Source organism: Saccharibacter sp. 17.LH.SD (assembly GCF_009834805.1).
Taxonomy (GTDB): Bacteria; Pseudomonadota; Alphaproteobacteria; order Acetobacterales; family Acetobacteraceae; genus Saccharibacter.
In genome coordinates this window covers 95,252-121,564 of record NZ_WVHO01000001.1, presented here as the reverse complement: position 1 = coordinate 121,564, position 26,313 = coordinate 95,252, and the positions used below count along the sequence as shown (strand labels likewise).

General features: G+C 48.7%; 25 protein-coding genes. 11 read left to right on the top strand and 14 right to left on the bottom strand.

Annotated elements, in window-relative coordinates; translation table 11 throughout:
* The first annotated feature begins 129 nt into the window (after positions 1-129).
* From GS501_RS00650 to GS501_RS00620, 7 genes are all read left to right on the top strand, one after another.
* Complete coding sequence (locus tag GS501_RS00650) at positions 130-768, top strand: hypothetical protein (RefSeq protein ID WP_237442340.1); 639 nt, start codon at positions 130-132, stop codon at positions 766-768.
* 41 nt (positions 769-809) lie between these two features.
* The gene (locus GS501_RS00645; RefSeq protein WP_160829967.1) at positions 810-2,258 is read left to right on the top strand and encodes an OmpH family outer membrane protein; all 1,449 of its coding nucleotides are present in this window, start codon (positions 810-812) and stop codon (positions 2,256-2,258) included.
* 33 nt (positions 2,259-2,291) lie between these two features.
* Entirely contained in the window at positions 2,292-3,536 is a 1,245-nt protein-coding gene (locus GS501_RS09805; protein ID WP_202405248.1) for a hypothetical protein, read from the top strand.
* Between the two features lie 14 nt (positions 3,537-3,550).
* Positions 3,551-4,003 carry a hypothetical protein gene (locus GS501_RS00635; protein WP_160829966.1) on the top strand — a complete coding sequence of 151 codons (453 nt, stop codon included), beginning with the start codon at positions 3,551-3,553 and terminating at the stop codon, positions 4,001-4,003.
* A gap of 8 nt (positions 4,004-4,011) precedes the next feature.
* On the top strand, positions 4,012-5,121 hold the full coding sequence (locus GS501_RS00630) for a hypothetical protein (protein WP_160829965.1): 1,110 nt from the start codon (positions 4,012-4,014) through the stop codon (positions 5,119-5,121).
* Positions 5,122-5,351: 230 nt separating this feature from the next.
* On the top strand, positions 5,352-6,185 hold the full coding sequence (locus GS501_RS00625; RefSeq protein WP_160829964.1) for a hypothetical protein: 834 nt from the start codon (positions 5,352-5,354) through the stop codon (positions 6,183-6,185).
* Positions 6,176-8,125, top strand: coding sequence for a glycoside hydrolase family 66 protein (locus GS501_RS00620; protein ID WP_160829963.1), 1,950 nt, complete (start codon positions 6,176-6,178; stop codon positions 8,123-8,125). The genes GS501_RS00625 and GS501_RS00620 overlap by 10 nt, the downstream gene beginning before the upstream one ends.
* Positions 8,126-8,134: 9 nt before the next feature.
* Here the strand turns inward: GS501_RS00620 and GS501_RS00615 are convergent, their stop codons facing one another.
* From GS501_RS00615 to GS501_RS00605, 3 genes are all read right to left on the bottom strand, one after another.
* Positions 8,135-8,428, bottom strand: a complete 294-nt coding sequence (locus GS501_RS00615; RefSeq protein WP_237442339.1) for a hypothetical protein — start codon at positions 8,426-8,428, stop codon at positions 8,135-8,137.
* A gap of 375 nt (positions 8,429-8,803) precedes the next feature.
* A complete protein-coding gene (gene glk / locus GS501_RS00610; protein WP_160829961.1) occupies positions 8,804-9,787 on the bottom strand; it encodes a glucokinase in 984 nt (327 codons plus the stop codon).
* A gap of 71 nt (positions 9,788-9,858) precedes the next feature.
* Positions 9,859-10,665, bottom strand: a complete 807-nt coding sequence (locus tag GS501_RS00605) for an SDR family oxidoreductase (RefSeq protein ID WP_160829960.1) — start codon at positions 10,663-10,665, stop codon at positions 9,859-9,861.
* A gap of 90 nt (positions 10,666-10,755) precedes the next feature.
* Between GS501_RS00605 and GS501_RS00600 the strand changes: the two genes are divergently transcribed.
* Entirely contained in the window at positions 10,756-11,940 is a 1,185-nt protein-coding gene (locus GS501_RS00600; RefSeq protein WP_237442338.1) for a hypothetical protein, read from the top strand.
* On the opposite strand, the gene thiL is transcribed toward GS501_RS00600, so the two are convergent.
* From thiL to nrdR, 3 genes are read right to left on the bottom strand one after another with little or no spacing between them, the layout of a single operon-like run.
* Positions 11,937-12,881 carry a thiamine-phosphate kinase gene (gene thiL / locus GS501_RS00595; protein ID WP_160829958.1) on the bottom strand — a complete coding sequence of 315 codons (945 nt, stop codon included), beginning with the start codon at positions 12,879-12,881 and terminating at the stop codon, positions 11,937-11,939. The genes GS501_RS00600 and thiL overlap by 4 nt on opposite strands.
* A gap of 10 nt (positions 12,882-12,891) precedes the next feature.
* Positions 12,892-13,374 (bottom strand): transcription antitermination factor NusB, encoded by a 483-nt coding sequence (nusB, locus tag GS501_RS00590; protein ID WP_160829957.1) that lies wholly within the window; start codon positions 13,372-13,374, stop codon positions 12,892-12,894.
* Positions 13,371-13,859, bottom strand: coding sequence for a transcriptional regulator NrdR (gene nrdR, locus GS501_RS00585; RefSeq protein ID WP_160829956.1), 489 nt, complete (start codon positions 13,857-13,859; stop codon positions 13,371-13,373). The genes nusB and nrdR overlap by 4 nt, the downstream gene beginning before the upstream one ends.
* A gap of 156 nt (positions 13,860-14,015) precedes the next feature.
* Between nrdR and GS501_RS00580 the strand changes: the two genes are divergently transcribed.
* On the top strand, positions 14,016-14,552 hold the full coding sequence (locus GS501_RS00580) for a copper chaperone PCu(A)C (RefSeq protein WP_160829955.1): 537 nt from the start codon (positions 14,016-14,018) through the stop codon (positions 14,550-14,552).
* A gap of 30 nt (positions 14,553-14,582) precedes the next feature.
* Here GS501_RS00580 and recQ read toward each other — a convergent pair whose 3' ends face one another.
* From recQ to cydD, 5 genes are all read right to left on the bottom strand, one after another.
* On the bottom strand, positions 14,583-16,421 hold the full coding sequence (gene recQ / locus GS501_RS00575) for a DNA helicase RecQ (protein ID WP_160829954.1): 1,839 nt from the start codon (positions 16,419-16,421) through the stop codon (positions 14,583-14,585).
* A 6-nt stretch (positions 16,422-16,427) separates the two neighbouring features.
* A complete protein-coding gene (locus GS501_RS00570) occupies positions 16,428-16,862 on the bottom strand; it encodes an OmpA family protein (RefSeq protein WP_160829953.1) in 435 nt (144 codons plus the stop codon).
* Between the two features lie 259 nt (positions 16,863-17,121).
* On the bottom strand, positions 17,122-17,538 hold the full coding sequence (locus GS501_RS00565; protein ID WP_160829952.1) for an OmpA family protein: 417 nt from the start codon (positions 17,536-17,538) through the stop codon (positions 17,122-17,124).
* Between the two features lie 86 nt (positions 17,539-17,624).
* Entirely contained in the window at positions 17,625-19,265 is a 1,641-nt protein-coding gene (gene cydC, locus GS501_RS00560; RefSeq protein ID WP_160829951.1) for a thiol reductant ABC exporter subunit CydC, read from the bottom strand.
* A complete protein-coding gene (gene cydD, locus GS501_RS00555; protein ID WP_160829950.1) occupies positions 19,262-20,971 on the bottom strand; it encodes a thiol reductant ABC exporter subunit CydD in 1,710 nt (569 codons plus the stop codon). The genes cydC and cydD overlap by 4 nt, the downstream gene beginning before the upstream one ends.
* A 212-nt stretch (positions 20,972-21,183) precedes the next feature.
* Between cydD and GS501_RS00550 the strand changes: the two genes are divergently transcribed.
* A complete protein-coding gene (locus tag GS501_RS00550) occupies positions 21,184-23,001 on the top strand; it encodes an ABC-F family ATP-binding cassette domain-containing protein (RefSeq protein ID WP_160829949.1) in 1,818 nt (605 codons plus the stop codon).
* Positions 23,002-23,064: 63 nt separating this feature from the next.
* Here the strand turns inward: GS501_RS00550 and GS501_RS00545 are convergent, their stop codons facing one another.
* Together GS501_RS00545 and GS501_RS00540 are read right to left on the bottom strand one after the other, a co-directional pair.
* Complete coding sequence (locus GS501_RS00545) at positions 23,065-23,973, bottom strand: hypothetical protein (protein WP_160829948.1); 909 nt, start codon at positions 23,971-23,973, stop codon at positions 23,065-23,067.
* A gap of 43 nt (positions 23,974-24,016) precedes the next feature.
* The gene (locus GS501_RS00540; RefSeq protein ID WP_160829976.1) at positions 24,017-24,688 is read right to left on the bottom strand and encodes a superinfection immunity protein; all 672 of its coding nucleotides are present in this window, start codon (positions 24,686-24,688) and stop codon (positions 24,017-24,019) included.
* Between the two features lie 229 nt (positions 24,689-24,917).
* On the opposite strand from GS501_RS00540, the gene GS501_RS00535 reads away from it, so the two are divergent.
* Positions 24,918-25,412 (top strand): ester cyclase, encoded by a 495-nt coding sequence (locus GS501_RS00535; protein WP_160829947.1) that lies wholly within the window; start codon positions 24,918-24,920, stop codon positions 25,410-25,412.
* A gap of 72 nt (positions 25,413-25,484) precedes the next feature.
* Here GS501_RS00535 and nfsB read toward each other — a convergent pair whose 3' ends face one another.
* Positions 25,485-26,141 (bottom strand): oxygen-insensitive NAD(P)H nitroreductase, encoded by a 657-nt coding sequence (gene nfsB / locus GS501_RS00530; RefSeq protein WP_160829946.1) that lies wholly within the window; start codon positions 26,139-26,141, stop codon positions 25,485-25,487.
* Positions 26,142-26,313 lie beyond the last annotated feature (172 nt).

The following is a 26,313-nucleotide window of genomic DNA, read 5'->3' as shown; positions in this document are numbered from 1 at the left end:
CACGCGGCTTCATTTTGATGTGTATATTGACGGCATCCTGACCCCACCAGAAGGACAAAGCACCGTTATTCTGGGCGATCCAGAAAGCTATTTCGTCACATCTTCTGATCATATTCGTTTGGAGCGCGGATGATGCACACAACCCTCCTCGCCCCGGCCACACCCTATCAGCAATTCTCCGATGATGCGGACATCATCGCCTTTTTCGAGGCGTATAATGCCCTCATGCAAGAGATTATCTTCTGGATGGTGGGGCATCCGATGGCACTTTATATCGGGCCGGCCTTAACGGGTAATTTACTGTCTTATTGCGCGCTTTGCCTCTATGGCCAATTCCGCTACCGGATCAGTTACGTTGAGCTTCGCAGTGTTACGGGGGCGATTGATACCACCACCATTAACCGTCTCTCCGTTGATGAAACCGTCATCGATAAACGCTATATCGGAAACTCCATTAGCGACGATCTCTTTAAACGCATCCTGACATGGAACTTCTATAAGGGAGATGGTCTTAACTTCTCGATCCCCTGGCTCAAACGGCGGATCATGCGCTTTTTAACGGGCGATGATGGCCATGCCTGGCGCTTCAACAGCACCGACCCTGTGAGTGTCCGCCTTGAGGGTCGTAAGGTCATCATCACCCCGGACACCGGGCCGTGGTCTCATGATCTGGTGATTATCCTCAGCCGCATCCTGACAAATGGCATTTTGAACGTGCCGCCCATGTTTACCTTTATGGTCAAAACCTCCAAAAGCACCGCCCTCTGAGGCGGTTTTTTTATGGCTTATTCCCAGGACCGCACCGCTCTATGACTTACCGTTACACCAATCGCGCCACCGCTCAGCTCGCGCAAAGCATCACCCCACGCGATACGATTATTACGCTGATTCCTGGAACGGGGGACGCTTTCCCAGCTCTCCAGCAGCCGACGGATCGTTTCGCCCTAACCCTCACCTCGGTTTCAAATCCCGATCAATTTGAGGTCTGTATTGTGATCGGGCGGCAAGGCGACCGTGTCACTGTCATTCGTGGGCAGGATAATACGACGGCACAATCCTTCTCCAGTGGGGATGTCGCCTCGCTCAACATGACGGCAGGTGTGTATGCGCTCTTCCCTCAAGCGGGCTATATGGGCGTTTTTGACCCCACCATTGCCAACACCATCAACGGTTATCAGAAGAACGCCATTGTTTGCGACCCAGATACAGCCGGCCTACTCTGGGTCAGCACCAAAGACGGCAACAAATCATCGCCTTCCGACCAAGATGGAGCATGGATTCATCTCACCGCAGGCGGGAACTATGCCGATGCAGGGGCCTTAGATACTGAAAAACAAGAACGCCAAGCCTCCGAGGAAGAGTTACAAAAAACCCTCGCCGCTCTCCAAAAAGAACTGACACGGTATCAGCTAAAGGGTGATTATGTTTTAAGCTCAGCCTTCCAAGACGCCATCGCGGCCCTCCAGGAAGAGTTATCAAATTACCAAAAACGCGGGAACTATATTACCAGCAACCCAGACGCAAAAGATGCCCAAATTTCTTCAGCAGGGATTGACCTCACTTCTTCCCTCTCTGACGCGTTATGGATGACGTACAAGACACCCGACGGCACCCAACGCTTTTACCACGCCGCCAATGCCGAAACGGTTTATAACGCCGCCACTCTGACCTCTGTTTATACATCGGGCTGGCTACCCACTCCGCCTGATTGGGCAACGCGCCTTCATGTGATTGGTGTTGGCGCTGGCGGAGGTGGTGCAACCTGTCAGGCCGACCCGAATGCTCAATATACGAATAATACAGGCGGCGGCGGCGGTGCGGGCGCTTATGTTGAAGGCATCTACAACGTCACACCAACCAGCACACTCTACGTCTCTATCGGCAAAGGAGGCACTTCCGAAAAGGATGGAGAAATTACAACCCTTTCCATAAATGGTGAAATTGTCTTGAAAGCCGACAGTGGGAAAGCCTCAACATGGCAAGCCCCCGGAGCCAGCGCGGGCGGGGTCGGCGGATACAGCAATATAGGAAATAGTCTGATTGTCCCTGGTGGTTATGGGGCTGATGGTTACGCGATTGGTGGGAGCGGCGCGTCCGGCCCTTATGGTGGAGAAGGCCGCGGCGGGAAACATGGAGGCGTTAATGCCCCGGGCTTTGGCAGTGGCGGCGGTGGTGCGTATGACCCCCAACAAACCAACACACTTTTCCAGGGCGGCACAGGAGGAAACGGCCTCATTCGCTACCGCTTCCTCCCTTGACCCCCTATGACACAATTCTAGGAATCCCCTGCTATGTCTGACCTCAATAACCCCGCTGACCTTCCTTTAGCGAAGGCGGGGCGCCCGCTTAATCGCCTCCTCGGCACACAAACCGATGAGCATGGCGAAACCTCTTATTACCTCTTCCCACTCGACACGTCCGACGATGATGTCGGCCCTCCTGGCCCCCCAGGCGACCCAGGAAAAGACGCCTATCAACTTGCTGTTCAGCAAGGCTTCCAAGGATCAGAACAAGACTGGCTGAAAAGTCTCGTTGGCCCCAAAGGAGACAGGGGCGACCCAGGCGAAAACGCTTATGAAGTCGCCGTACAACAGGGATTCCAGGGAACTAAAGCGGATTGGTTAAAAAGCCTTGTCGGTCCCCAAGGAGACCCCGGCCCGTCTGGGGCTGGCCAAGTAATCGATGTTCCTCTTGCCCCTGGCTGGAATACGCAAGGCCATACTAATGATGGCGATGTGGCGAAAGGATCACTGAACTATGCGGGAGGGATCACAACCGCTCTTGGGGTAGGCGATAATTACGGGCAAGGGCCGAGCTGGTCTTACATCCATCTCAAACCGGCCCAACAAGCCAGCAATCCACAGGCCAACCCTGATCTCTACCTTACCTTTACGCAGCATGGAGAGCTTGGATACACAACCGAGAATAATGGCAGCCTTCAATATCACTATGTCTCGAGCCCGTCTGATATTTATCATGACACACCCATCACAAAAACGGGGGTAAGAAGCCAGCAAAACCGCCGCGATCAGCTCTATTTGACCGACACAAACGGCACCTTCCACGGCGTCACTGAAAACGCCATTAGTGGACAATTTGGGTGCAATACCGCCCAAGGGCAAAAGCCTTTCTATAGTCTTTTCCTCTCGGCTGATGGCACTGAGGCGCTCTATGCGGCTGAAGCCGACCCCAACAGCTTTGACCCGTCAAACCCGCTTCTCAGTTGGGGCGCGCTGACAACCACAAAAGGCGTGCTGCAAGGCACGGCAGGCTTTGGGCGAAAACAATGGGACACCCGCGTAGGCAATGATGGTGAGACCATGACCATCTATAACGATATTGGACCCGCTGGAGCCTTCGCCGATACCAAAATCACCATTGATGCCTACCCTATTGATGCCGGGCTTGTTGGTCGGCTTCAGCCGGTCTTGTGCCTGCCAATTGCGAATGAAGACGGCACCTGCACAAGCTTTACTTTCCACGGGGCCGCCGGGGCTTTTTACCGCTTTGTCGCCACGGGACGCCTCGCGTCCTAAAAGGACGTTCCTCTATGTCTTATTTAACACGGGCGCGCACCGTGCCCTTGTCGCTTCTTCCCGATTGCCCGTTGCAATGGCCGGATAAATATCAAAGCGACATCCTCGATTACGCCCTTGATCCGACCTTATGGCTAAAAGATGGGGGCGACACTCTCACTACTATGAGCGTCATCATCCCCCCAGAGAGCGGCCTTGTTCTGTTGTGGTGGAGCCTCATCAACGGGAAAGCAGCCCTCGCCTTAGCGGGCGGCAATCCTGGCGCCACCCTCATCAACGTCATACTCACAACCAATGCTGGGCGGCGTTATGTGGCGGTTGTGACGCTCACCATTCAAGCGGACACGCCACTTATCCCCGCGCCAACGCCGCCTCTTCTGCCCGGCGGCTATTGCATCCCACCCACAAGCCTGTCTGATCAGAGCGCCATTCTCACCCTCCCCAATGGCGCCCCTCTCACCATGTAAGAAAAACCATGACCGATTGCACACTACCCCCGCCCCAGACCACGCCGCTCAGCACCCTCCCGCGTTATGACACCCCCTCCGAAGAGGATGCAGTGCTTGGGCTTGTCCAAACAGCGACAGACCCCACGCCTCGCGCCGTGCTGATCCCGCGCCATGTCCTCCAAGGAGGCAAGAAAGGCGACCCAGGCTTAAACACCTATCAACTGGCTGTCCTGCAAGGCTATACCGGCTCGCTCGATGATTGGTTGGCGTCTATCCGTGGGGTGCCAGGGCCACCGGGACAGGACGCCTACGAGGTTGCCGTAAAGCAAGGCTTCCAGGGGACCAGACAAGACTGGCTTCATAGCCTTATCGGCCCTAAGGGAGACACGGGGCAAGACGCCTATCAACTTGCTGTTCAGCAGGGTTTCCAAGGGACGGAAGAAGAGTGGCTTAAAAGTCTCGTTGGCCCAAAAGGGGACAGAGGCGACCCAGGAGAAAACGCTTACGAAGTCGCGGTCCAGCAGGGGTTCCAAGGCACAGAACAAGAATGGCTCCAAAGCCTTATCGGTCCCAAAGGAGACCAAGGCAATCCAGGAGATAATGCCTACCAAGTTGCAGTCCAACAGGGATTCCAAGGGACCAAAGCGGACTGGCTGAAAAACCTCATCGGACCAAAGGGCGACCCGGGAGACAACGCCTACAACGTCGCCTTACAACAAGGCTTCCAAGGATCAGAACAAGACTGGCTGAAAAGTCTTGTCGGCCCGCGTGGTAACCCTGGCCCCCAAGTCTCCCTCATCGCCCCACGCCTCACCACCACAGACGGCGTAACCTGCTCCTATCTCCATATCTACCGTGATGGCGGCGCGGGCAATCTTGAAACGCTCTCCTACCCCAACGGGGTATCGTATCAGTTCCCACCTTTTGTCCAGATCGTAACGCATCGTTACTCTTCTCCTTGGGACGGAAGCCAGGTCGCACCATTAACGGACACAGGGGCTACTTCAGCGACAGAAGGCCCTCGCATTATCTCCGTTGGAGCAAAAGAATTCGTTTTTCAACATCCCGGTACCTGGCCCGGATATGGCCGCGAAGTCACCACGTTCATCATCTGGGGTGTTACAGCACTTTCTTGATATACGAAAAACCAACGATGACAGATAAAATATTAGGCCGTCATACGTCCGATCATCCTAACGCATTAGATACATTATTAAATGTAAAACTATAATAAAACTAAAAATAAATATCTAAATTTATCCTGAAATACTATAACCATTTCTAAACAATAATAGATTTTAATTACTATAAATATACTACTGATTGACAGTCTTCTCTACCAACCATACCCGGATATTTAGAAACTATGAAACGACGTCTTATTCTTCTGGCAGGAGTTTTCTTGCCTTACCTTGCATTTGCGCAACCTACTCCCCCCATGAGGCCATATACCACACTTCCAGCTCCCGCAATCGACCTCAATGCCGATATGGCAACTGGGGAAGACATAAACCAATCACCCACCGGGGATATTCTCGGAACGTGGCCAAACTTGTACCTCGCACCAAACATTACAATCACCAGTAGTGCAACAATTGGCAATGCGATTAACCCACAAATAACACTCCAATCTACATTAGCGTCAAATCCAATTACTTTTTGGCAAGATATAAATGGGAATGGTAATTTCTCAACTAATTCTACCAATTCTTCATTTTCCTTTTATACATACAATGGCGCACTTGAAGTGCATGACACAGGCATAAAAGGTGCCGCCAAGATCAATTTATACGGACAAAATAATCCCAAAAATCCTTCTTCCATTTGGCAAGACGCTACCGGAAGTCTTTCCCTCTCAACCGGATCACCTAATAGCAATACGTCCATTTATACAAGCGGAACGGGGAAAATAGAACTCTATAGCCATCATGTCCAGATGCATGATGGTGTTCTCGATTTATTTGGACCTGGACAATCTAATCCCGCAGCTATTTGGCAAGATCAGTACGCAAATATGTATATCGCCTCTCAGGTCGGAAATAGTTGGCTCAATATTCAAGCAGCTGGGATCGGGAAAGTCGATATCAGAAGCCCTATCCGAAACTCTAATATTCCAACACATGCACCATCATCCGGATCTCACTTTGTATGTGTTGATGATGCCGGTGACATGTATCGGAGTGATACATCATGCAGATAATCAAACGTATTCTAACGGTATTACCTTTCTTCTTCCTCGGAGGAGTAGCATATGCTGATCCTCACCTTTCAGGCGCGCTCATCCAGTCGATCAATACCGATCTTTCACATTATAGCGGCGGTGAGCAGCTCCGTCTGATTGTTACCATTTCGAACCTAACAGGAAAGCCTTTTACAGGGACCATCACAGGAACGGTAACAGGTCGTGGTGTTCAAGTTGGGGAACCGGTATCGGTATCCGTTTCTGATTTGGCTATTGGAACAACGAAGAAAACGGAACTTCGATTTCCTTCTACCGATACAAATTGGCAAGGGTATTTCGTCGATCTAACAGCGACTGACCAGAATGGACATCAGCTTGACCAAGAGGCCGGAGCTTTTGATATTTCGTCTGATTGGCAGACGTACCCCCGGCAATGCTGGATCGTTGGGACATATACACAGTGGGGCAAATTCGTACCCTATATGTTCAATACCCCACAAGAGGATGTTAAGGGCCTAAACGCTTATAAGTGCAATAATTTACAATTCTACAATATGATTTATCGATGGCATCAGCCATGGGTTGAAGGAAAATCATGGGTTAATGGAGATGGTGAAACTATTAACGTAAACCTGATCAAGGAACATATAGAAGCTGCAAAATCGTTCCATATGGGAACACTCATGTATATGCCCATGTATTCGGCAAACTATCGTATCGTTCCTAATTTCACTCAAGACGGTTCTGGTGCACAGCTTTCATGGGGGATGTTCACAAGTGCGTGTGGATCCAAATGCACGATGGATGATCTTTTTAAATTCGTCGTGAATAAAAAAGACAAACCATATATTTCATACATGAATCCGAACAATCCTGCATGGCAACGTTATTGGGGTCAGCAAACTGAGTTAATGCGGCAGCATCTTGGTTTTGATGGCATGTTTGTAGACACTTATGGCACCATCGACCGGCCGCTCTGGGACTGGTCAGGCAACCGTGTTATTATGGATAAGGCTTATTCCTCTTTTCTCAAAGAGGTTCAGAAATATATGAATGGGCCGATAGTCGTAAATCCCGCCAGTACCTATAATGAGCAAGACCTGGTTCAGTCTGGGCATGAAGCATATCATTTCACAGAGAGATGGAATAATACTTCCGATATTAGTACGTTCGGAGACTTTTTAACCAGAGCGCGTCAGATTTGGGGATGGGCTGATCGCAAGCCCAATAATATTGGCCTTGATTGGGACATGGGATTGAACATAGACCGTCAGGGATCCCAGGACTGTAACACTGAATCCTGCACATTTAATACACCGGGTGTTCTCTATCAGGAGGCCGCTATCCTTGCAACGGGCGCTCATCATGCATGGATTGTGGATGGTCAGCAACAAGCGGGCAATGGCGCACGCTTTATCGGTAACATTGATTATCCCATTGGCACTATGCCTACTCCGAAACCTGACATGGTACAGAGAGAATATGACTATCAAAATTTTGGCGTCGCTTATGAGAAGCTTCTACGCCTGAATATTCATGCCTCGACAGTTTCTGCCCCTTCTATTCTATCAGGAGCAGCAGGAAGTACGACAGCGGCTGTTGGAAAAGTTTGGCTCTTCCAAAATCACCGTAGTGGTTTCGACATTCTGCACGTGTTGAACTATCAGCAGATGAGCGCGGCATCATTCCAGGATGTGGATGACGATGCTGCTAATGCGGCAGCGCCGATCAGAACAGGACCGCTCCAGCTCAAAATGTATGTGACAACCGGTGGCTCAGTTGGGAACCTCTACACAGCAAGCCCAGATATAAACCATGGCGCCCCCATCACATTACCCTATGCTAAGGGCCAAGACAGTTCAGGAAGTTACATCACCTTCACGCTGCCTTCCCTCAAATTCTGGGATATGGTTTGGTTAGAAAATGACGTGGCCAATAGCGACTACAAAACACCATGATCTTTCTCATCACGTATCCTCCGATACCGTCTTAAAAATGCTGCATGAGAAACGTGGGCCGACATACAGCACATACAACCCTGGCCACATTTTTAGACGTTCTTCCGCTGAGCATTGGACATGGTGAAGCTTTTTCCAATGCTCAAATCCTTCAGGTGAAGAAAGATCATCTTCAGAGCTCGAAATAAGAAGGATATCCTCAGCCCAGCTATACCCGAATTCTGCCAGAACGACCTCGAAATCACGTTTCTGCTCAGCTATTAAAAGTGATCCCGGATGAGAAATTGCCCACTGAGCAAACAAAAAATAGGCTGGATTTATAAAAGATACACAAAACACTATGAACGAAAGAGCTAAGCAAGCGCTTATGATAATTCGCTGAAAATAATGTATTTTTTTGATAGAAAGGACAAAATAAGAACACGTTACCAAGAACAAACACAGGCAAAAAACAATATATACGGCCGGAAATATTGAAAAATTAAACCATATAAATGGGGTTAAGAAACCTAAAACAATAAGCAGAAGCGAGCCAGTAAAAAGCAAGAAAACTCTATTCTTATAGAGGCTCTTTACCATGAGGACGCATTCCATTTTGTAACATTTGCCCCGCGTCATCACCTATTATGAAGATGATGACGCGCCACACATAATGCATTATTATGTGTTTTGAGAGAGTTAAGCGACTGTAATATCGGCTGTCTTCGCAGCATAAGCAGCGGCAGCCCCATATAGTCCTGGTTGTGGATGTGTAATAATCTTTACAGGCATCTCACTCATCATATTTTCAAACCGGCCTTTGGCGACAAAGCGCTCAGCAAAACCGGAATGCGGCAAAATGTCGGCCAAACGCTGGCCCAGACCACCAGCCACGACCACGCCCTTAGCGCCATGTGCCAAAGCCAAATCTCCGGCAACAGAGCCAAGGCTTAAACAGAAACGTTCGAGAGCTGCAGAAGCCATAGTATCAGTTCCCGCCATTGCCGTCGTCCAAAGCGCACGATTATCTTTCAATACGAGCGGACGGTTTTGCAATTCACCAATCACTTCGTAAAGATTGCTCAACCCAGGGCCGGACACAATACGCTCAACAGACACACGACGGAAACGTGAGCGCAGCGCACTTAAAATACGGTCTTCTACGCCGTCAAGCGGAGCAAAATCAACATGCCCGCCTTCTGTCTCCATAACGGCATATTGACCATTCCGGCGTAAGAGACTTGCAACACCCAAGCCCGTGCCCGGGCCAATGATGCTAATGACCCCTTCAGAAGGCAAATCAATCTCTGGTCCACAAAGGTGACGCATATAATCTGGACCAACCTGCGCCACAGCATGGCCCACAGCACCAAAATCATTCACCAACGCGAAATCATCCAAGCCCAGTCGCGCTTTCAACTGAGAGGGCTGGATGATCCAAGGATTATTGGTCATTTTCAAGATGTCGCCAGAAATCGGGCATGCTACAGCAATTCCTGCCTCGCGTGGCACAGGCCGATCAATCTCCCGCTCAAAAGCCTCCCACGCTAAAGCAAGGGAGGCATGCTCAGCGCATTTTAGAGTAACGTCTTTGCCCAGCTCAACAACATGCCCCTCATCAATAGTGGCAATTGCAAAACGAGCATGTGTCCCACCGATGTCAAGAGCGACGATCTCTTTCATGACAGTTTCTCCTTTGTCATTAGGTGTCTTACTTCGCGTTAACTCCCAGACACCTCACTGCACATTATACCTTATGATGAGGAAGGGTGTTGCATAATTTCGAGCCCACGTAAAATGCGATGAGCAAGCGGACGTGGTAAAATAATTTCTAACAAACGTGTAAGCTGAAAGACCCATGGGAAAACGAGAACCGCTTTTCCTGAGATGATGGCGCGCGCAATTTTACGGGCCGCTTTGTCAACGGGCACCAGAAATGCCTGATCACCTTCAAGACGTTGGCTCATCGGCGTATCAATAAAGCCAGGGGCAATCAGGGTTACCAAGACACCATAAGGGGACATCGCAGCATGCAATGCTGTTGCAAACCGGCCAATCCCTGCCTTAGAGCCACTGTAAACTGTTGCAAGTGGGAGATCATGGAAAGATGCAACCGATCCGAGCATGGCTATTCTGCCACGACGTCTTTTCGCCATCCGATTAGCCGCTTCTGTTGCAAGTGCCACAGGTGTTGCAAAATTAACCTGTGACATGGCTAAAGCAACATCGGCAGATTCAGCAAGAGCACCCTCTGGGCGGATATCAGCCATCCCAGCAGATAAAATTAAAATATCGACGGGCAGCGCATCATCAGCCTCTTTAAAAGCCTCTAATGCAGCCTGAGGATTGCTAATATCCAAGCTAAGGATGGAAGCCTCTCCCCCTTTTGCTCTTACAACTTCTGCTGTTTTTTCAAGGCGCTTAGGGTTACGTCCCCAGAGGGATAGATGCACACCAGGACGTGCGAAATAATCAGCCAAAGCAGCACCAATGCCACTAGAGGCCCCCGTTATAAGAATGTGTCTTGTTGCTGACGTAGCAGCATGGTCATGATTGGACATATATAACTCTCTTTCTCGTTCACCCTCTAGTCTGAATGATCCTGTACGCGTATAGCCTTACTCATGCAATGTGAAGCATCTAATGTCCTTATGACCGATATTGATATTCGTCCTGTTAGTACCCGGCAGGAACTGAACCAATTCATTACCTTGCCTAGCAAGCTTTACCAAGGGATGGAGGGGTTTGTTGAGCCATTTAACATGGAACAGACCCATCTGTTGCACCCGCGTCACTCTGCGGTGTTTCGGCATGCCGATATCCAATATTTTATGGCTTGGCGTCATGGTACCCCTATTGGTAGAATCGCGGCTATCTTGGATCACCGTGCTATAGAGCACTGGAATGAACGAATCGGTGGGTTCGGCGCTTTAGATGCACTGCCAGAACAAGCAATCGTGACAGCCCTCCTTAATGCCGCCGAAAAATGGCTTGCTCAACATAAGGTAACCAGTATCCGCGGGCCTGTAACCCTCAGCGGCAATGCCGAAACGGGGACATTGGTTGAAGGTCAGCGATCAGACCCAATGATCGCCATGCCATGGCACCCACCAGAACTTGATGCCCTCATCCGTTACGCAGGCTACGAAAAAGCGACCGACCTCCTCAGTTATCGTCTCGAAATCAACGCTGATACAGAAAAAAAATTCAAAGTTCCAAGCAATCTCAGACCTGAAAAAGGACGGCTTAACGGCTTCACAACGCGTTCATTATCAAAGAGAGAAATTCTTTCTCAGGGTGAGATCTTACGTAAGCTCTATAATGATGCATGGTCACATAAATATAATTTTGTGCCCATGGAAGATTACGAAATGACGGCAATGATCGCGCAGATCAAACCGTTACTAAGACCAGAAAATTACGTTCAGATTGACCAAAATGGCACCCCCGTCGCCATGGCTATGGTGCTTCCCAATTTGTATGATATCACCAAAGACATCGGCGGATCACCATCAGTTATAGGATGGTTGCGGTTTGGGTATCGCCTTTTATTCCATCGCTTTGAATCAGCACGCGTCATTCTTTTAGGGGTCAGCAGCCGAGTTCGTGGCACACTTATGGGGTCCCTACTGCCATCCCTCGCCATTGTAGAGCTTTTGAACCGTCGTCATACCCTCCCCTATAAATGGGTCGAGCTCGGGTGGATTTTAGAAGACGATACGAACATGCGGAATCTTGCGGAATCTCTCGTCCCCAGCCCGTACAAAACGCACCGCCTCTACGAGAAAACTATCAACCAAGACAAAAAAGACGAGACGCGTACCGCCTCTTCCTAAAAATGCTGCCATCCGGTGCGTGATAAGCGCATCGGATGATGTGCCGCATCCAAAAGTGTGACACCCTTACCCTCTGTAACCTCACCAATCTGTGTGATGGGAACATGGTGATCACGGCATCGTTGAAGAAGCTCATCACTCTTATCTGGCGGGCATGTAAGCAATAGCTCATAATCATCCCCTCCTATAAGGGCGACCTCATGCCATTTTTCACCCTGCTGACGTACCGCCTCGGAAAACGGAATACGGTTTACATAAAGTGTGATGGCAACTTTTGATTCCTCTGCGATATGGCCGGCATCTTGTATCAGACCATCAGAGATATCGAGTGCGGCGGTCGCTATCCCATATAGAGGAAGGCCGACCCGAGGTGTGGGCACACGGTAGGCTTGCACAAGCTCGCCTGTAGGGTCGAGTAACTGGCCTTTACGAGCTTGCAAACCCAAAGCGGCACGTCCCAAAGAGCCCGTTACCCACACCTGGTCCCCTGGTTTACTCTTATCACGCCGAAGCACCTGTCCTCTTTTTTGGAAACCAAAAATCGTTAGACTTAAAACCAATGGGCCAGGGCTACCGGTTGTATCTCCCCCCAACAATGAAAACTGATAGTAATCTTGATCGTGAGCGAGGCCCTGGGAAAAATCTCCAAACCAAGCGTCATTATAGCGACTACCAGATGGGACACTTACATTCAGCATATAGCCCGCTGGAAGCGCCCCCATCGCCGCGAGGTCAGAAAGATTACATCTCAAAAGTTTTTGAGCAATTGTATGGGCTGGATCATCCGGTAGAAAATGGAGATTCTCCACCATCGTGTCACTTGAAATGGCCAGATCATATCCTTCTGGCGCGGAGAGCACAGCTCCATCATTGCGAAGCTGGAAAGCTCCCTTCCCAGCAAGTGGACGAAAATGCTGCGCAATGAAGTCGAACTCTCCCATAGCGCTCTTCCTACTCTACATCCCGATTATTCTGAGCGAATTTATCCAAGATCCCATTCACCATCTTCGGCTCATCACCGCTAAAGAAACCATGTGCGACATCAAGATACTCATTAATCGCCACCTGCACGGGGACTTTGGCAATCATCTCACTTAAAGCGGCACGCAATAAGGCCCGTAATACCGGGTCAAGGCGCTCCATAGGCCAATTTTCGGGCAATAGATGAGACAATGTGTGGTCAATCTCATTTTGCTGCTGAACCGTCGCTGTTACAATCGTTGCAAAGAGGCTCAAATCAGCATCAGGGATATGACCATCTTCAAATTGAGCTTGTGGGGCAATACGGCGGAAATCAATAAATTCCTTTATAACAGCCTCAGCACTCTCTCCATTTTGCTCACATTGATAGAGAGCTTGCACAGCCGCCACACGGGCAATGGTCCGACTGCGCTTACGAGGAGGAACTGAAGGGCTGGAAGGCGTTGACGTCATGGGGTCTCCTGAGAAGTTCCATCTATCGGAACAGAACGATGATTCATGTCAGCCAAAATCTCCGAAAAAGCATCAATCTCCCGGAAATCGCGATACACACTGGCAAAACGGACGTAAGCTACCCCGTCTATTTCACGCAGTGCATCCATAGCGAGCTCTCCGATCGAGCGAGAAGAAATTTCTTGCTCTCCTGACGCCTCAAGCTGCCTGACAAGGCCATTTAATAAGCGCTCTTGCCTTACTTCATCAATGGGACGCTTGCGCAAGGCGATCCGTATAGAGCGCGCCAATTTATCGCGGTCAAAGGGAATACGCCGCCCGTCGGCCTTAATAACGGTTAACTCACGAAGTTGCACACGTTCAATCGTTGTAAAACGCTGTGTACACCCATTGCATGCGCGACGACGACGAATAGCCGTACCATCTTCACTTGGGCGGCTATCCTTCACTTGAGTCTCTTGGTGTCCACAAAAAGGGCAATGCATGGTCGATCCTGAAAACATCCCGTCTATAAGCCGCAGCTTGACCCGGCGGCCAGGGAAGTCTATCGAAAATGTGGCTAAGGAGAAACAGAAAGCTCTCTGTCCAAAAGTTTTATTTCACACTGAGATGAAACTTATTTTCGCATCTATGGAGGTGTTGTGATTCGTCCGATCCGCTCCCTTGCTGTTTTGGCAGGTGTTTTTTGTTCCCTCACGCTTCTAAGCCCCCTCTATTCCCTAGGGGCATCAGCGCAAGATGCGTCATCTTCCACATCTTCTTCCATAGCTGACATTGTCAAACACGACATTACGATCACAGGGGGCGTTTTGCGTCCCTATATGCGTCCACAAAATAGTGCAGCCGGCTATTTCACGATTCGGAATAACAGCGCGACGGATGTCCTCCTCCAAGGCGTTACATCGCCGGTGTGCCAAGCGGTTTCTTCCAACCATAATGGACAGGATCTCGTACAAATATCAGGAGCGGGTAACGATATTTTTCAACATTTCGCGATCCCCCATCAATCAACGCTCGTTTTCCCAGAGGATGGCTATCACCTCCTGTGCCGTGGCATAACCAAGATGCCTGCTCCAGGAGATAATGTTCCCTTCATATTCCACTTTATGGATGGTGGCACGGTAACGGCAACATTTAAAGCCCAGGATATTACGGCTCATAACAGCTCGTTACAGTAGGTTTTAAACCTTAGTAAGAGTATAGATAATTTATTGGAGCCTCTTAAGGACAGCTAAAACAGCCTCTCCATAACGCTCCAATTTACTCCGGCCTACGCCTTTCACTTCTGCCAACCCATCCATCGTGCTGGGGATATAACGAGCAATATCCCGCAAAACAGCGTCGTGAAAAATGACGTAAGGTGGAATTTCCTGCTCACGCGCTTCCATCAAACGCCATTCTTTAAGAGAAATGAACCGATCCTTTTCCTCTTCTGAGAGAAGAAGCTCTTCATGCTCCCCTGCTCTATTGAGGGCTGATTGCGTTTTTAAAGACGCATCTTCCATGAGTGGAACAGGGACATCTCCCCTCAGCAGCGGACGCACCGTCTCGCGATTAAGCCCCAACCCGCCATGCTCGCCCGTTAAAAGAATAACACCGCGCGCAATAAGTTGGCGAATGACCATACGCCACCAATTCTCGCTACGATCACGCCCAATACCGAACACGGAGAGATGATTCAACGCATGCCGTTCTACCGTTTCAGTCACACGCCCTCTTAGCACAGAGGTCAACACCACAGCCCCAAAACGCTCTCCTGTTTTATAGACTGTGGAAAGCACCTTTTGAGCTGCTTCTTTCCCATCAAATGTTGCCGGCGGATGCACGCAATTGTCACAATGCCCACATGGAGACGGAAACTCTTCACCAAAACATGATAAAATAGCCTGCGTACGACAGCCTGTTGTTTCTGTTATGGCGATCATACTCTCAAGCCGCCCTTGCATTGTACGCTTTTCCATAGCTGGCGCTTGAGATTGTTCAAGCCAATAACGCGCCTTTGCAATCGCTTCACCACCATAAAGCATCACTGTATGGGATGTTTCTCCATCGCGCCCTGCCCGCCCTATTTGTTGGTAATAGGCTTCTGGAGACGCAGGCATATCAAGATGGATAACAGTGCGTACATCGGGACGGTCAATCCCCATCCCAAAAGCAATTGTTGCCACGATAACGAGAGGTTCACCTGAGCGGAAACGAAGCAATGTTGCGCGTTTTTCTGTTGGCGATAGACCCGCATGGTAAGCGAGCGCCGTAAAATTTTTTTCTCGCAACATCATCGCTACGCGTTCTGTCCGGCGGCGGCTTCCACAATAAACAATAGCCGCACCTTGGCCTGCATGCCGCGTCAAAGCATCCACAAGTTGACGCGTTTCTGCAATTTTAGGCTGTGCCTGCAAAAACAAATTAGAGCGATGAAAACTTGCGATAAAAACATGGGCTTGCGGCATGTGCAAAGCCGCTAAAATATCGTCTCGCGTCCGTGTATCTGCAGTTGCTGTGAGAGCAATGCGTGGCACAGACGGAAAATAGTCCCTCAGCGTGGCAAGTTCTCGGTATTCTGGGCGAAATTCATGCCCCCAAGCCGACACACAATGTGCTTCATCAATCGCAATAAGAGAAAGAGTACGTCGTTTTAAAAAATCAAGCAGCGATGGCGTTAAAAGACGCTCAGGCGAAATATAAAGCAGATCTATTTGGCCGCTTCGCAGCTGTCCCCACAATGTTTCCCGTGTTATTGGCTCCAACTCAGAATGAAGGGCCGCAGCACGAACTCCTAGCTGTTGAAGCCCCGCAACTTGGTCATCCATCAAAGCGATAAGGGGGGAAACCACAAGCCCCATACCTGGGCGGCACAACGCCGGCACCTGATAACACAAGCTTTTCCCACCACCTGTCGGCATCAGAACAAGAGCATCTTGCCCCTGCATAACCGCTGAAACAGCGTCCTCTTGAAGACCGCGAAATTGATTAAATCCAAAGATTTTTCGCAATACATCAAGAGGGTCTGCCCCTCCTACGAATTCTGAAGATATGGCACCATCCATAGAAAATTATTTAGAAGGCTGCTCCCACACCTGAAGCAAAACACGCCGAAATGTTAAGAAAGACGTTTCCTTACCATCAAGCGGATAGGTTTTCTTAAGAATTTTTGTGGAATCTACACCATCCCTCTTCAAGGCTTCTACAACACTATCTGCCCGTCTGCTTGCCAGATTTTTCAACACGTCAGGGTCATTCCCATATCCAGCAGAACTCGAGACCGTAATTTGCGTGGCATTCTTGTTCTTCGCTTCCTGCGTGGCCGTGCTGATCATTTGTTCAGCAACACTATTGATCTGCGTGGAATCACGATCAAAAAGAATTGTATAATCTGTATGCGGCGGCGGCACATGACGAGCTGCACACCCCCCTAATGCACTCGAAAGAATAATACTTCCCATTAAAACCGGAGAATAACGACGCAATATCATAGATAATTTAGACATACAAAACGCCCCTCTTCCATGCATTTCCGTCATTATTACCCAACTTCGTACTGCTTTAATAGATCGATTTCCCTTAAAGCTTGAATACGTATAATAATACACTGCTATTCACGTGTATTCTCGCCTCGTGGCAGAAAGAACTTGCCACTAAAATGCGCAACTCCTTTCTTGAGGATGAAACCACTCCTCCATCCTCAAGAAACTCTCTTCCTTAAAAAGATCAGTTAGAACGTTTCTTCTATTCTGATTTTAAGTGTTATTATGGTTTCTCGATCCGGATGATAACACGCCGTAACGCGACACGCGCATCATCAAACTGACCAAGTGTGTAGGATGATTTACGAATTGTTTTGACATCAACGCCATCTTTTTCAAGCGTCTCAACCACAGCAACTGCACGCGCATCAGCAAGCTGCTTCAAGACCGCTGGGTCTCCCTCATGCCCTGCAGATGCTGCAACGTAAATATGTTTAACATGTTGAGCCCGTGCATCCTGCACAGCCTCCTTCACGATAGCTTCAGCTGTGCTATTCAAGCTAACAGAATCCCTATCAAAGAAGACGACATAGTTATCACGTGGCGTATGAGATACACATCCTCCCAAAGTGCTGGCGAGAACAGCACTCCCTAATAAGGCCGGAGCATAACGGCGCAACGCCAGCGATAACTTAAACATAAAGGGCACCCTTTCTTTCATAGATCTCTGCCTTTTTAACCTGTTCTCAATAATTTAACAGATCAATTTTTCTCAAAAACCTTAAGCTAAATCGGTTGAGCGACAATCTTCTTTTTTTCAAGACGCCATATATGATCCGGACGCTCAACACCTGTTAAGCGATGTGTAATCAACAAAACAGACCGGCGGCGGTCAATTCTATTAATCGTTTCAAGGAAAGCCTTCTCCGTTTCTAAATCCAAACCAGCGGCCGGTTCATCCAAGATCAACACAGGCGCTGATGACAGCAGCACGCGCGCTAAAGCAATACGCCGTCCTTGCCCACCGGAAAGATGAGAGCCATTTTCACCAATCCAATGATCTAAACCATCTGGAAGAGACCTTACAAAATCAGCAATCTGAGCCTTCTCTAATGCGTCCCATAGCGCATCATCAGCAATACCTTCTCGCCCGAGCAACAGATTATGGCGAATAGTATCATCAAACAGATGACTATTTTGAGACAACCACGCAACTTTGTTCCGCAGCGTCTCATCACGCACGTCCTCTATATTGATCCCATCGAGGGTAATATATCCACTTCGCGGCGACACAACCCGTAAGAGCAACGCCGCCAAGCTTGATTTACCCGAACCAGACGGACCAAGAAGAATAGCCTTCTCTCCCGATTTTAGGAAAAAAGACGCATCCTCTAGGATAAGCCCCTTACCGGGCCATCCAAATGAGAGTTGATGACATTGAATATCAAAATATTCCGGAAGTGTATTAATATACCCTCCTGGCAAGGGACGCTCCGTCACAACAGACGCCACACGTTCTGCAGCATGACATGCCTGCCCCGCGAGCAATCCTGCCCGTGGGAGGTCATTAATCATATCCAAAGCAGATGTGACGACGAAAAAGATCGTTACACCAGCAATGATGTCTGGCTTATGATAAAAAATACCAACACAAGCACATAAAACAGCGATGCCACCAAGCCGTGACAATAAAAGTGCACTCGCATGCAGCGCTGCCATCCGGCGTCCTTGCTGTTTTTGCAAGAGATATAACGTTTCTTGATCATCCTCTAACGCCTGGCACATACGCTCTTCAGCGCCAAAAATACGCATTTCTCTCAAGCCTGTTGCCATATCCAGCGCTTTAATTTGTAATCTTGCTTGTGCCTGCTGCAAATCCGGCCCCAAACGATATGTGCTTCTAGCCGTTAGATAAGGCAGCAAGAACGCAATCAACGCAAAAAGCAGAGCGATTGTCAGCGTTAAGGCCCCGCCCACGCCAGCATGAAGGCAAATAATCACCAATATCGGCAAACTAATAAAAGCAGCCGCCAAAGGGATGAGGATACGGAGGTAGAGATTATCTAAACTTTGAATATCTGATACAAGACGCGATAGAAGGTCCCCTGACCGGCGAAAACCTAGCCCCGCAGCAGCTCCCTCTGAGAGGCGACGATAAAACCAAACCCGCAGATCGGTTAAGGCTTTAAAGGTCGCATCATGCGCGACTAATCGCTCTAAATAACGCAGAACAATGCGGGCCACACCCGCGATACGTAAAAGACCAAATCCTAACGCGACACCAATAATCGCGCTGCTGAGACGTCCCCCCGTTTGACCCATCAATAGAAAGAGTGAACACACGGAAAGCTCTGCCAAAAGTAAACCAAAAAGCAGATATCCAAAGCGTGAACGCCAAACAAGGCTTAGCTTCACTAATGCTTTCATTGTTTCGGCTCCTGCGACACAATATGTCCAGCATCAAGAGTCATATGATACGTCGTTTCTAACGTTTTAAATTGGGAAGAATGCGTCGCAATAAGTGCCGTACGCCCCTGCAAAAGAAGCTTCAAAGCCTCCAAAATATCCTGCTCCGTCTCCGGGTCCAGATGCGCTGTAGGCTCGTCCATAACAAGAAGAGGACTATTCTTTAAAAAAGCACGGGCTATAGCAATTCTCTGCGCCTGTCCCCCCGAAAGGCCAAATCCACCTTCCCCAATAACCGTATTCAAACCATCTGGAAGATCAGCAAGATATTGAGACACACGCGATGCTTCCAAAGCGTGCTGAATCTCCTCTTCACGTGCGTTAGGATGCGCGAAAAGGATATTCTCACGCAATGTCCCTGCAAATAATACCGGGCGCTGACCAATCCAGCTTATATGGCGTGTGATGGCCTCAGCACTCATTGTATTCATGGCGACGCCACCCAGAAAAATCTGCCCTTTCTGCGGCTGGATAAAACCTAACAGCAACTCAATAAGGGTTGATTTCCCTGCTCCGGACACGCCCTCTAACAGAGCCGTCTGACCTGGCTCTAGAGCGAAATTAATATCCAATAATGTTGGTGGCCTGTCCTCTGACCAACGATAACTGACATCTTTGACAACCAGGGAAATACCACGCCCATCATAAAGCACCGCATGAGCACCCTCTTCCTTCTCCGCAGGATCATGTCCATGCGAAGAGGAAGGCTGAGGTAAAGTGTGCACTGCTTCCGCCGTCTCATTCACGTGAGATTTATCTTGGTAAGACGCCGAAAGAGCGCGGAATGTTGCAAAAGCCTCAGGCACCATAAAAACCGCGAATAATGCCGCTGAGGCATGATCCACTGAATGGTCATGCATTAAAGCATGACTTTGGCTAACCACAATCCATACCAAAGCAACGATCATCACGATATCTGTCGTCGCCGAAGCCATGAAAGCAACCCGCAACACTTTCATAGTCCGATGCCGGAACTCTTCTGCCGCTGTGCGCAAATCTTGCGCATCCCTTTCTGCATTACCAGAAAGAACAATAGTCGCAATCCCGCGAATACGATCTAAAAACCGTGTTTGGAGGCGGCTCATCGCCAGAAACTGGCGCCGAGAAGCCACAGCAGTCGCAATCCCAAAAATCGCCTGCAAGAAAGGAAGTGCTAAGCAGCATAGTCCTAAAACAAGACCTGCATGCCAATTTTGCCACGCAACAATCGCCACAATACTCCATTGTGCGACAACCCATAACATGGAGGCTGGCAACCAACGCGCAAAATAACCATCCAACATCTCTACGCGATCGACCAAGAGTGTCGCTAGTTTCGCACTATGATTCTGCCGTAGAAGCACAGGGCCGGCCACCATGATACGTTCTAAGATATGATGTCTTAACCGCCGGCGTGCACTCTGCCCTGCAGAAAGAGCCATCAATTCTTGTAGATAACTCAAAAGAACACGCACAACGCAGCATATAATGAAGATGACTAGAAGCATCTGAACGTCAGAGACATGCTGCATAAGAAGCTGAGCAAAAATATGGGCCAAACTCCACGCTTGAACCACACCCATCATAACATTTACAAAACCCAGAAGAGCAATGCTCATCGTTATGGATCGACTGGTACGATTCTGCTGTCGGACCCAGCTTTTTATGATCTTTTTGTCAGCCTTCATAACATCTCATAATAAGGGTGTATCTCAGCGAGTAAACAGAACTTTTCCGCTATTGGTGCCTTTAATGTCCTCATACTCACGACACGGCAACAGAACAATGTAAAATATAAACCAGTTTTTACAGCTCGCTCATGTCCGAACTATGACCCATAGGCCGATAAGTTACGTATTTACTCTTGCATTTCCCTACACATTTGCGCCACATGCTGACCATGGCTGCACCAATTTTAAACCTTCAAACGATTACCTATACTCTGGGTGGACGCCCACTTCTTGATGGGGCTGACCTTTCTCTTCTCCCAGGCGAACGGCTCTGTTTGGTCGGGCGCAATGGAAGCGGGAAATCAACACTTCTTCGCATTGCAGCTGGGGCCTTACAGCCCGATAGTGGCATCCGTTTTGTTCAGCCTGGCATAAAAGTCCATTACCTTCCTCAAGAGCCCGATCTCTCACAATGGGACACGACATTTGACTATGTCGCCTCCGTCCTTGATGAAACCGTCCATTACCGAGCACGTTCCATGCTGGCAGAGCTCGGTCTCACAGGCGATGAATCCTGCAAAAGCCTGTCGGGCGGTGAAGCACGTCGCTGTGCCCTCGCTCAGGCACTCGCTGCCGAGCCTGACTTAATCCTGTTAGATGAGCCCACAAACCATCTCGATCTCCCTTGTATTTCATGGCTCGAACGTGAACTCCAAGCCTCTCAGGCAGCTATGATCATCATCAGCCATGATCGTCGCTTTTTAGAAACGCTCTGCCGTGCCGTTATCTGGCTTGAACAAGGAAAAACACAGCGTTTAGACGCCAATTTTTCTCATTTCGAAACATGGCGTGATGAGCAGCTTGAGCTTGCTGAACGCGAAGCCCACAAGCTCAGCCGCCAAATTGCACGTGAAGAAGATTGGATGCGCTATGGCGTGACAGCACGCCGTAAGCGTAATGTACGCCGTGTCGCAGAGCTTGCTGCCCTCCGGACCGAACGACGTGATATTGCCTCACGTCAACGCGGCACCTTAAAAATGGCGGCCAGTGAAGCAGAAAACACGAGTAAAATTGTTATTGCAGCGGAAGACCTCTCTTGGTCCTTCCCGGACCGTCGCCTGATTGAAGACTTGACCCTTAAAATTACCAAAGGGGACCGGCTTGGCATTTGCGGTGCCAATGGGGCTGGAAAAACCACCTTATTGCGCCTTCTAACAGGACAGCTTACGCCGCAAAAAGGCGAGGTCCGTCTGAGCCCTTCCCTCAAAATGGTAACACTTGACCAGCAACGCACAGCACTCGAAGGCGACCGCACTGTGGTCGATGTTCTGACAGATGGTCACGGAGAGATGGTTCAAGTAGGGCATGAACGCCGGCATGTTATCGGGTATATGAAAGACTTCCTCTTCCGCCCTGAACAAGCCAAAACCCCTGTGAGCCATCTTTCAGGTGGAGAACGCGGGCGCTTAGCTCTCGCCCGCGCTTTGGCGCGCCCTTCGAACCTTCTCGTCTTGGACGAACCCACAAACGATCTTGATCTCGAAACACTTGATCTGCTCCAGGACATGCTCGCTGATTATACGGGGACAGTTATCCTCGTCAGCCATGATCGTGATTTTCTTGATCGCCTCACCAGCTCTATTCTTGTTTCTGAAGATAATGGGCAATGGATTGACTATGCTGGGGGCTATTCAGATATGCTTGCCCAGCGACGCGGCAAAGCGCCCCAAGAGCGCCGTGCCGTAAGCCGCAATGCAGATGCCCCTTCTGAGAAAAATTCTGCCCCATCTCCATCGGTTGAAAAGCCGAAAGAAAAGCTAAGCTATGCAGAACGTCAGGAGCTTAACAAACTCCCTGAGCTTATGGAAAAATTAGAAAAAGATGCTGACGTCTGCCGCAAAGCACTCAGCGACCCGGGATTATATGCTCGAGATCCGAAGCGCTTCGAAAAAATCACCGCTATCCTCGAAGAGGTCGATAAAAAAATTGCCAAAAGTGAAGAACGCTGGCTCGAACTAGAAGCCAAAAGAGAAGAACTCGAAGCCTAACATTTGAAGGTATTACCCTTAAGCTAAGAGCAATACCTTCATCTCACTGACAGTCTCACAGCATTACATTGTAACGAAGAAAATACCTGTTAGGGAATCAAATTTCGCAAGTTTTTCCAATGACCCTTCACGAGCAAGATCATGTTGGTACAAATTTCCGTTAATGTCAGATAAATAAACTCTTCCCTCATCATGATCGATGGATAAGGCAATCGCTTCTTTGAGCCCTCTTGCCAATATTTTATGATCGTGAAGACCATCCTCTGAGATCATTGCAGAGTTTAAGCTATTCCCCCCATGAGCATCATCCCCACGATCTGTCCAATAAAGACGATCCCCCGAAGGGTCTAATTCCAAATCAATGGGCTCCGGAAGGTGGTCTTTTAACACGACAATATCATCGCGGGTTTTAGCGGTCTTTCCCTGAGGCATCGCAAGGTTTGCCCGCATAATGCATCCCTTACCGCCTTTTGGCGGGCCTTTTTGTGTCCAGTATAAAAAGCCCCTTTTGGTATCAAGGGCTATCCCCACGCAATGGCGCGTATAATCGTGGCTTTCTAGAGGAAATAAGCCTCTCTGCACCAAGACTGTAACATTGCCACCATCATAATCTGAACGGAAAACCCTCATCCCTTCCCGATCACACCAATAAAGATGCTTCGAAGCGGGATCCGCAACAAGCTGCTTCCCCGTTACAAATAACCCGCCTCCAACAATTTCTCTACGATTTTCGCCCGTTAGTGAGCTGACTTCGATACTCCCATCACTTTGAAAAAACTCCTGAGACCCTTCATTCATCACAACACCCATATTGGACCAATAAAGATCTCTATTATCGAGATCGATATAAATCCCATCAGGATGACCTATCATATGATCAATGATGATTTTAGAAGTGCGTGTCTTTAAATCGAACTCTATGATACGTCCCACAGGAAAAGGCTGCAGCATATAAAGCTTCTTCGTCGCCATAACCGAACTCCATAGGTCGTCTCATATCATTTAATGAACTGAGTTAAATTGAACGAAGAATACGCGCCTTAGCCGCCTCAAACTCAGCTTCACTCAACAGACCATCCTGTTTCATACGCACAAGTTTCTCGAGCTTTTCAAATGGTTCAAGCGATGCATCACTACAAACAGACATAGAGGAGTCAGTGCCACGTCCAGACGGAAACGGTGGGGGTCTATTCCCTCCATAATTTCCTCCATTCAACGGTTCCTGACGCGGCCACACAGACCACGCTAAAAGGCCAAGCCAAACAAGCCCCGTCCACCCGCAAAAAATATTAACAATAGTAATCACGCCTTTATATTCATGCTTACGAATAACAGCGATGATGGTTGGCAGAAAATAAATAGGAATCCCCAAAAATCCACCAACAATCATCAGGACGATCAACCCCATTGTGGCTTTGGCATCCTGGTCTGACAGGCCCCTACCTATGTTGCCATCATCATCGTCATCATCTGATACAATGAGATCATGAAGAGATGCGGGTTTCGTCTGGGAAATAGTAACATCTTGTTGCAATGAACCATTAGGGCTCCCATCAGCCGAAAGGCTCACACCATCATGAGAGATGAGCTTCGCTTGAGCCGCCGGCATCCCACTAAGGGAAAGCAAGAATACTCCCAAGATCCCCCACAACCCTCGACATTTTAAATGGCGCCAGTACGTATTCATTTCTGAAATCCCTTTTATCGCTAACAGTTCCGCCAGGCTGATATTCTAGTGTGCCTAAGCAGACATAGTCTGTCTATTACTTGACCTACTATACAAGTTGAAAAACCGTTATGAGAATTTTCCCAGACCGTTTTTTCAACACATCAAGATGGCATAACTCCCTTAATAGAGGATAGGAAATTTTTTCAGAAAATTTTACTTTCCCCAACCTGAGAGGACAAAAATAACCATGACACATTATCGCGGTATTATTGCAAGCTTATCCCTTTTAGCTGGCTCTGTGCTCATCATGCCTAGCGCGTGGGGCCATGATACTCTACCGCCTCAACACACACTAAAACGTGATCTGACACAAGAAGAACACAATAGAAGGTTGGTCCTCTCATTCTATGACCGTTTCTTTAATAAGCATGACCTCAAAGCAGCAAGCATCGTCGCTGACACCTACAAGCAACACAACCCCGATGTCCCTAATGGGAAAAAACATTTCATCGCCTTTTTTACGGATTTCTTCCAAAAAAATCCGCAAGCCCATACAGATATTATCCGCAGTGCTACAGAAGATGACCTTGTTTATTTGCACGTCCACTCAAAAGACAAACCAACCGATTTAGGGCAAGCCATTGTCGATATTTTCCGTGTCAAAAACGGTCAAATCGTCGAGCATTGGGATGTTATCCAAGATGTCCCCGCTCACTCTCAAAATGATAATACGATGTTTTAACAACTAGTATCTTCTCTAATCCCACAAAGAACAACTCTCCCCTCCTTCAAGGATCGAGTTGTTCCCGTGTTCTTACGCTTTGGAAAAAACAACATCCGCACTTAAGCGTGATTTTGGCCGTGTTGCGTTGGAATCTCCCTCAGCATGATAACCAAGCGAGACGATGACCATAGGGGTTAGTCCCTGTTTTTCCAGATCAAATTCTTTTGCAGCAATAGCGGCATCGAATCCCTCGATCGGAGTGGCATCAACATTTAAAAGCCCAGCTGACAGCAGCAGGAAGCCTTGGGCAATATAAAGCTGGCGTTGGTTCCATTCTGCTACATCACCCGCCTGAACATGTTGCCCGACATAATGCTTCACTGTTTCCTTACGCACATTAAAGGCGTTGTCATCATTGAAACGACCGTCTTCTTTTTCCTTTGCTAAAAGCGCATCCACATAGGCATCAGATAAGTGAGTACGAGCGCAAAGAAGCACAACGTGAGATGCCTCAGTGATTTTCTTTTTATTATACGCAAAAGGTCCTGGATCGGGCGTTGCCTTCGCGATGCGTTGTCTCCCCGCATCGTCATCTGCCACAATAAAATGCCAGGGCTGGGCATTAATGGAAGACGGGCTTAGACGCAGCGCCTCTAAGAGCTGATGAATGGTCTCATCAGGAATACGGCGCGACGCATCATACGCTTTTGCGGTGTAGCGTTTCTGTAGAGTGTGGAGCAGAGACATGAATCTCATTCCTTCTTTCTAAAAGGCATTGTTCTATATATATCGAACAATAGACAAAATGCAATCCTTACCTTTCAGAACATCGCCAAACATAGAGTATTTAGCTCACCCTCTGCATAAATGTTTTTACATACATTGATACGATTTCAAAACTTTACAGCCCTTATAAAAT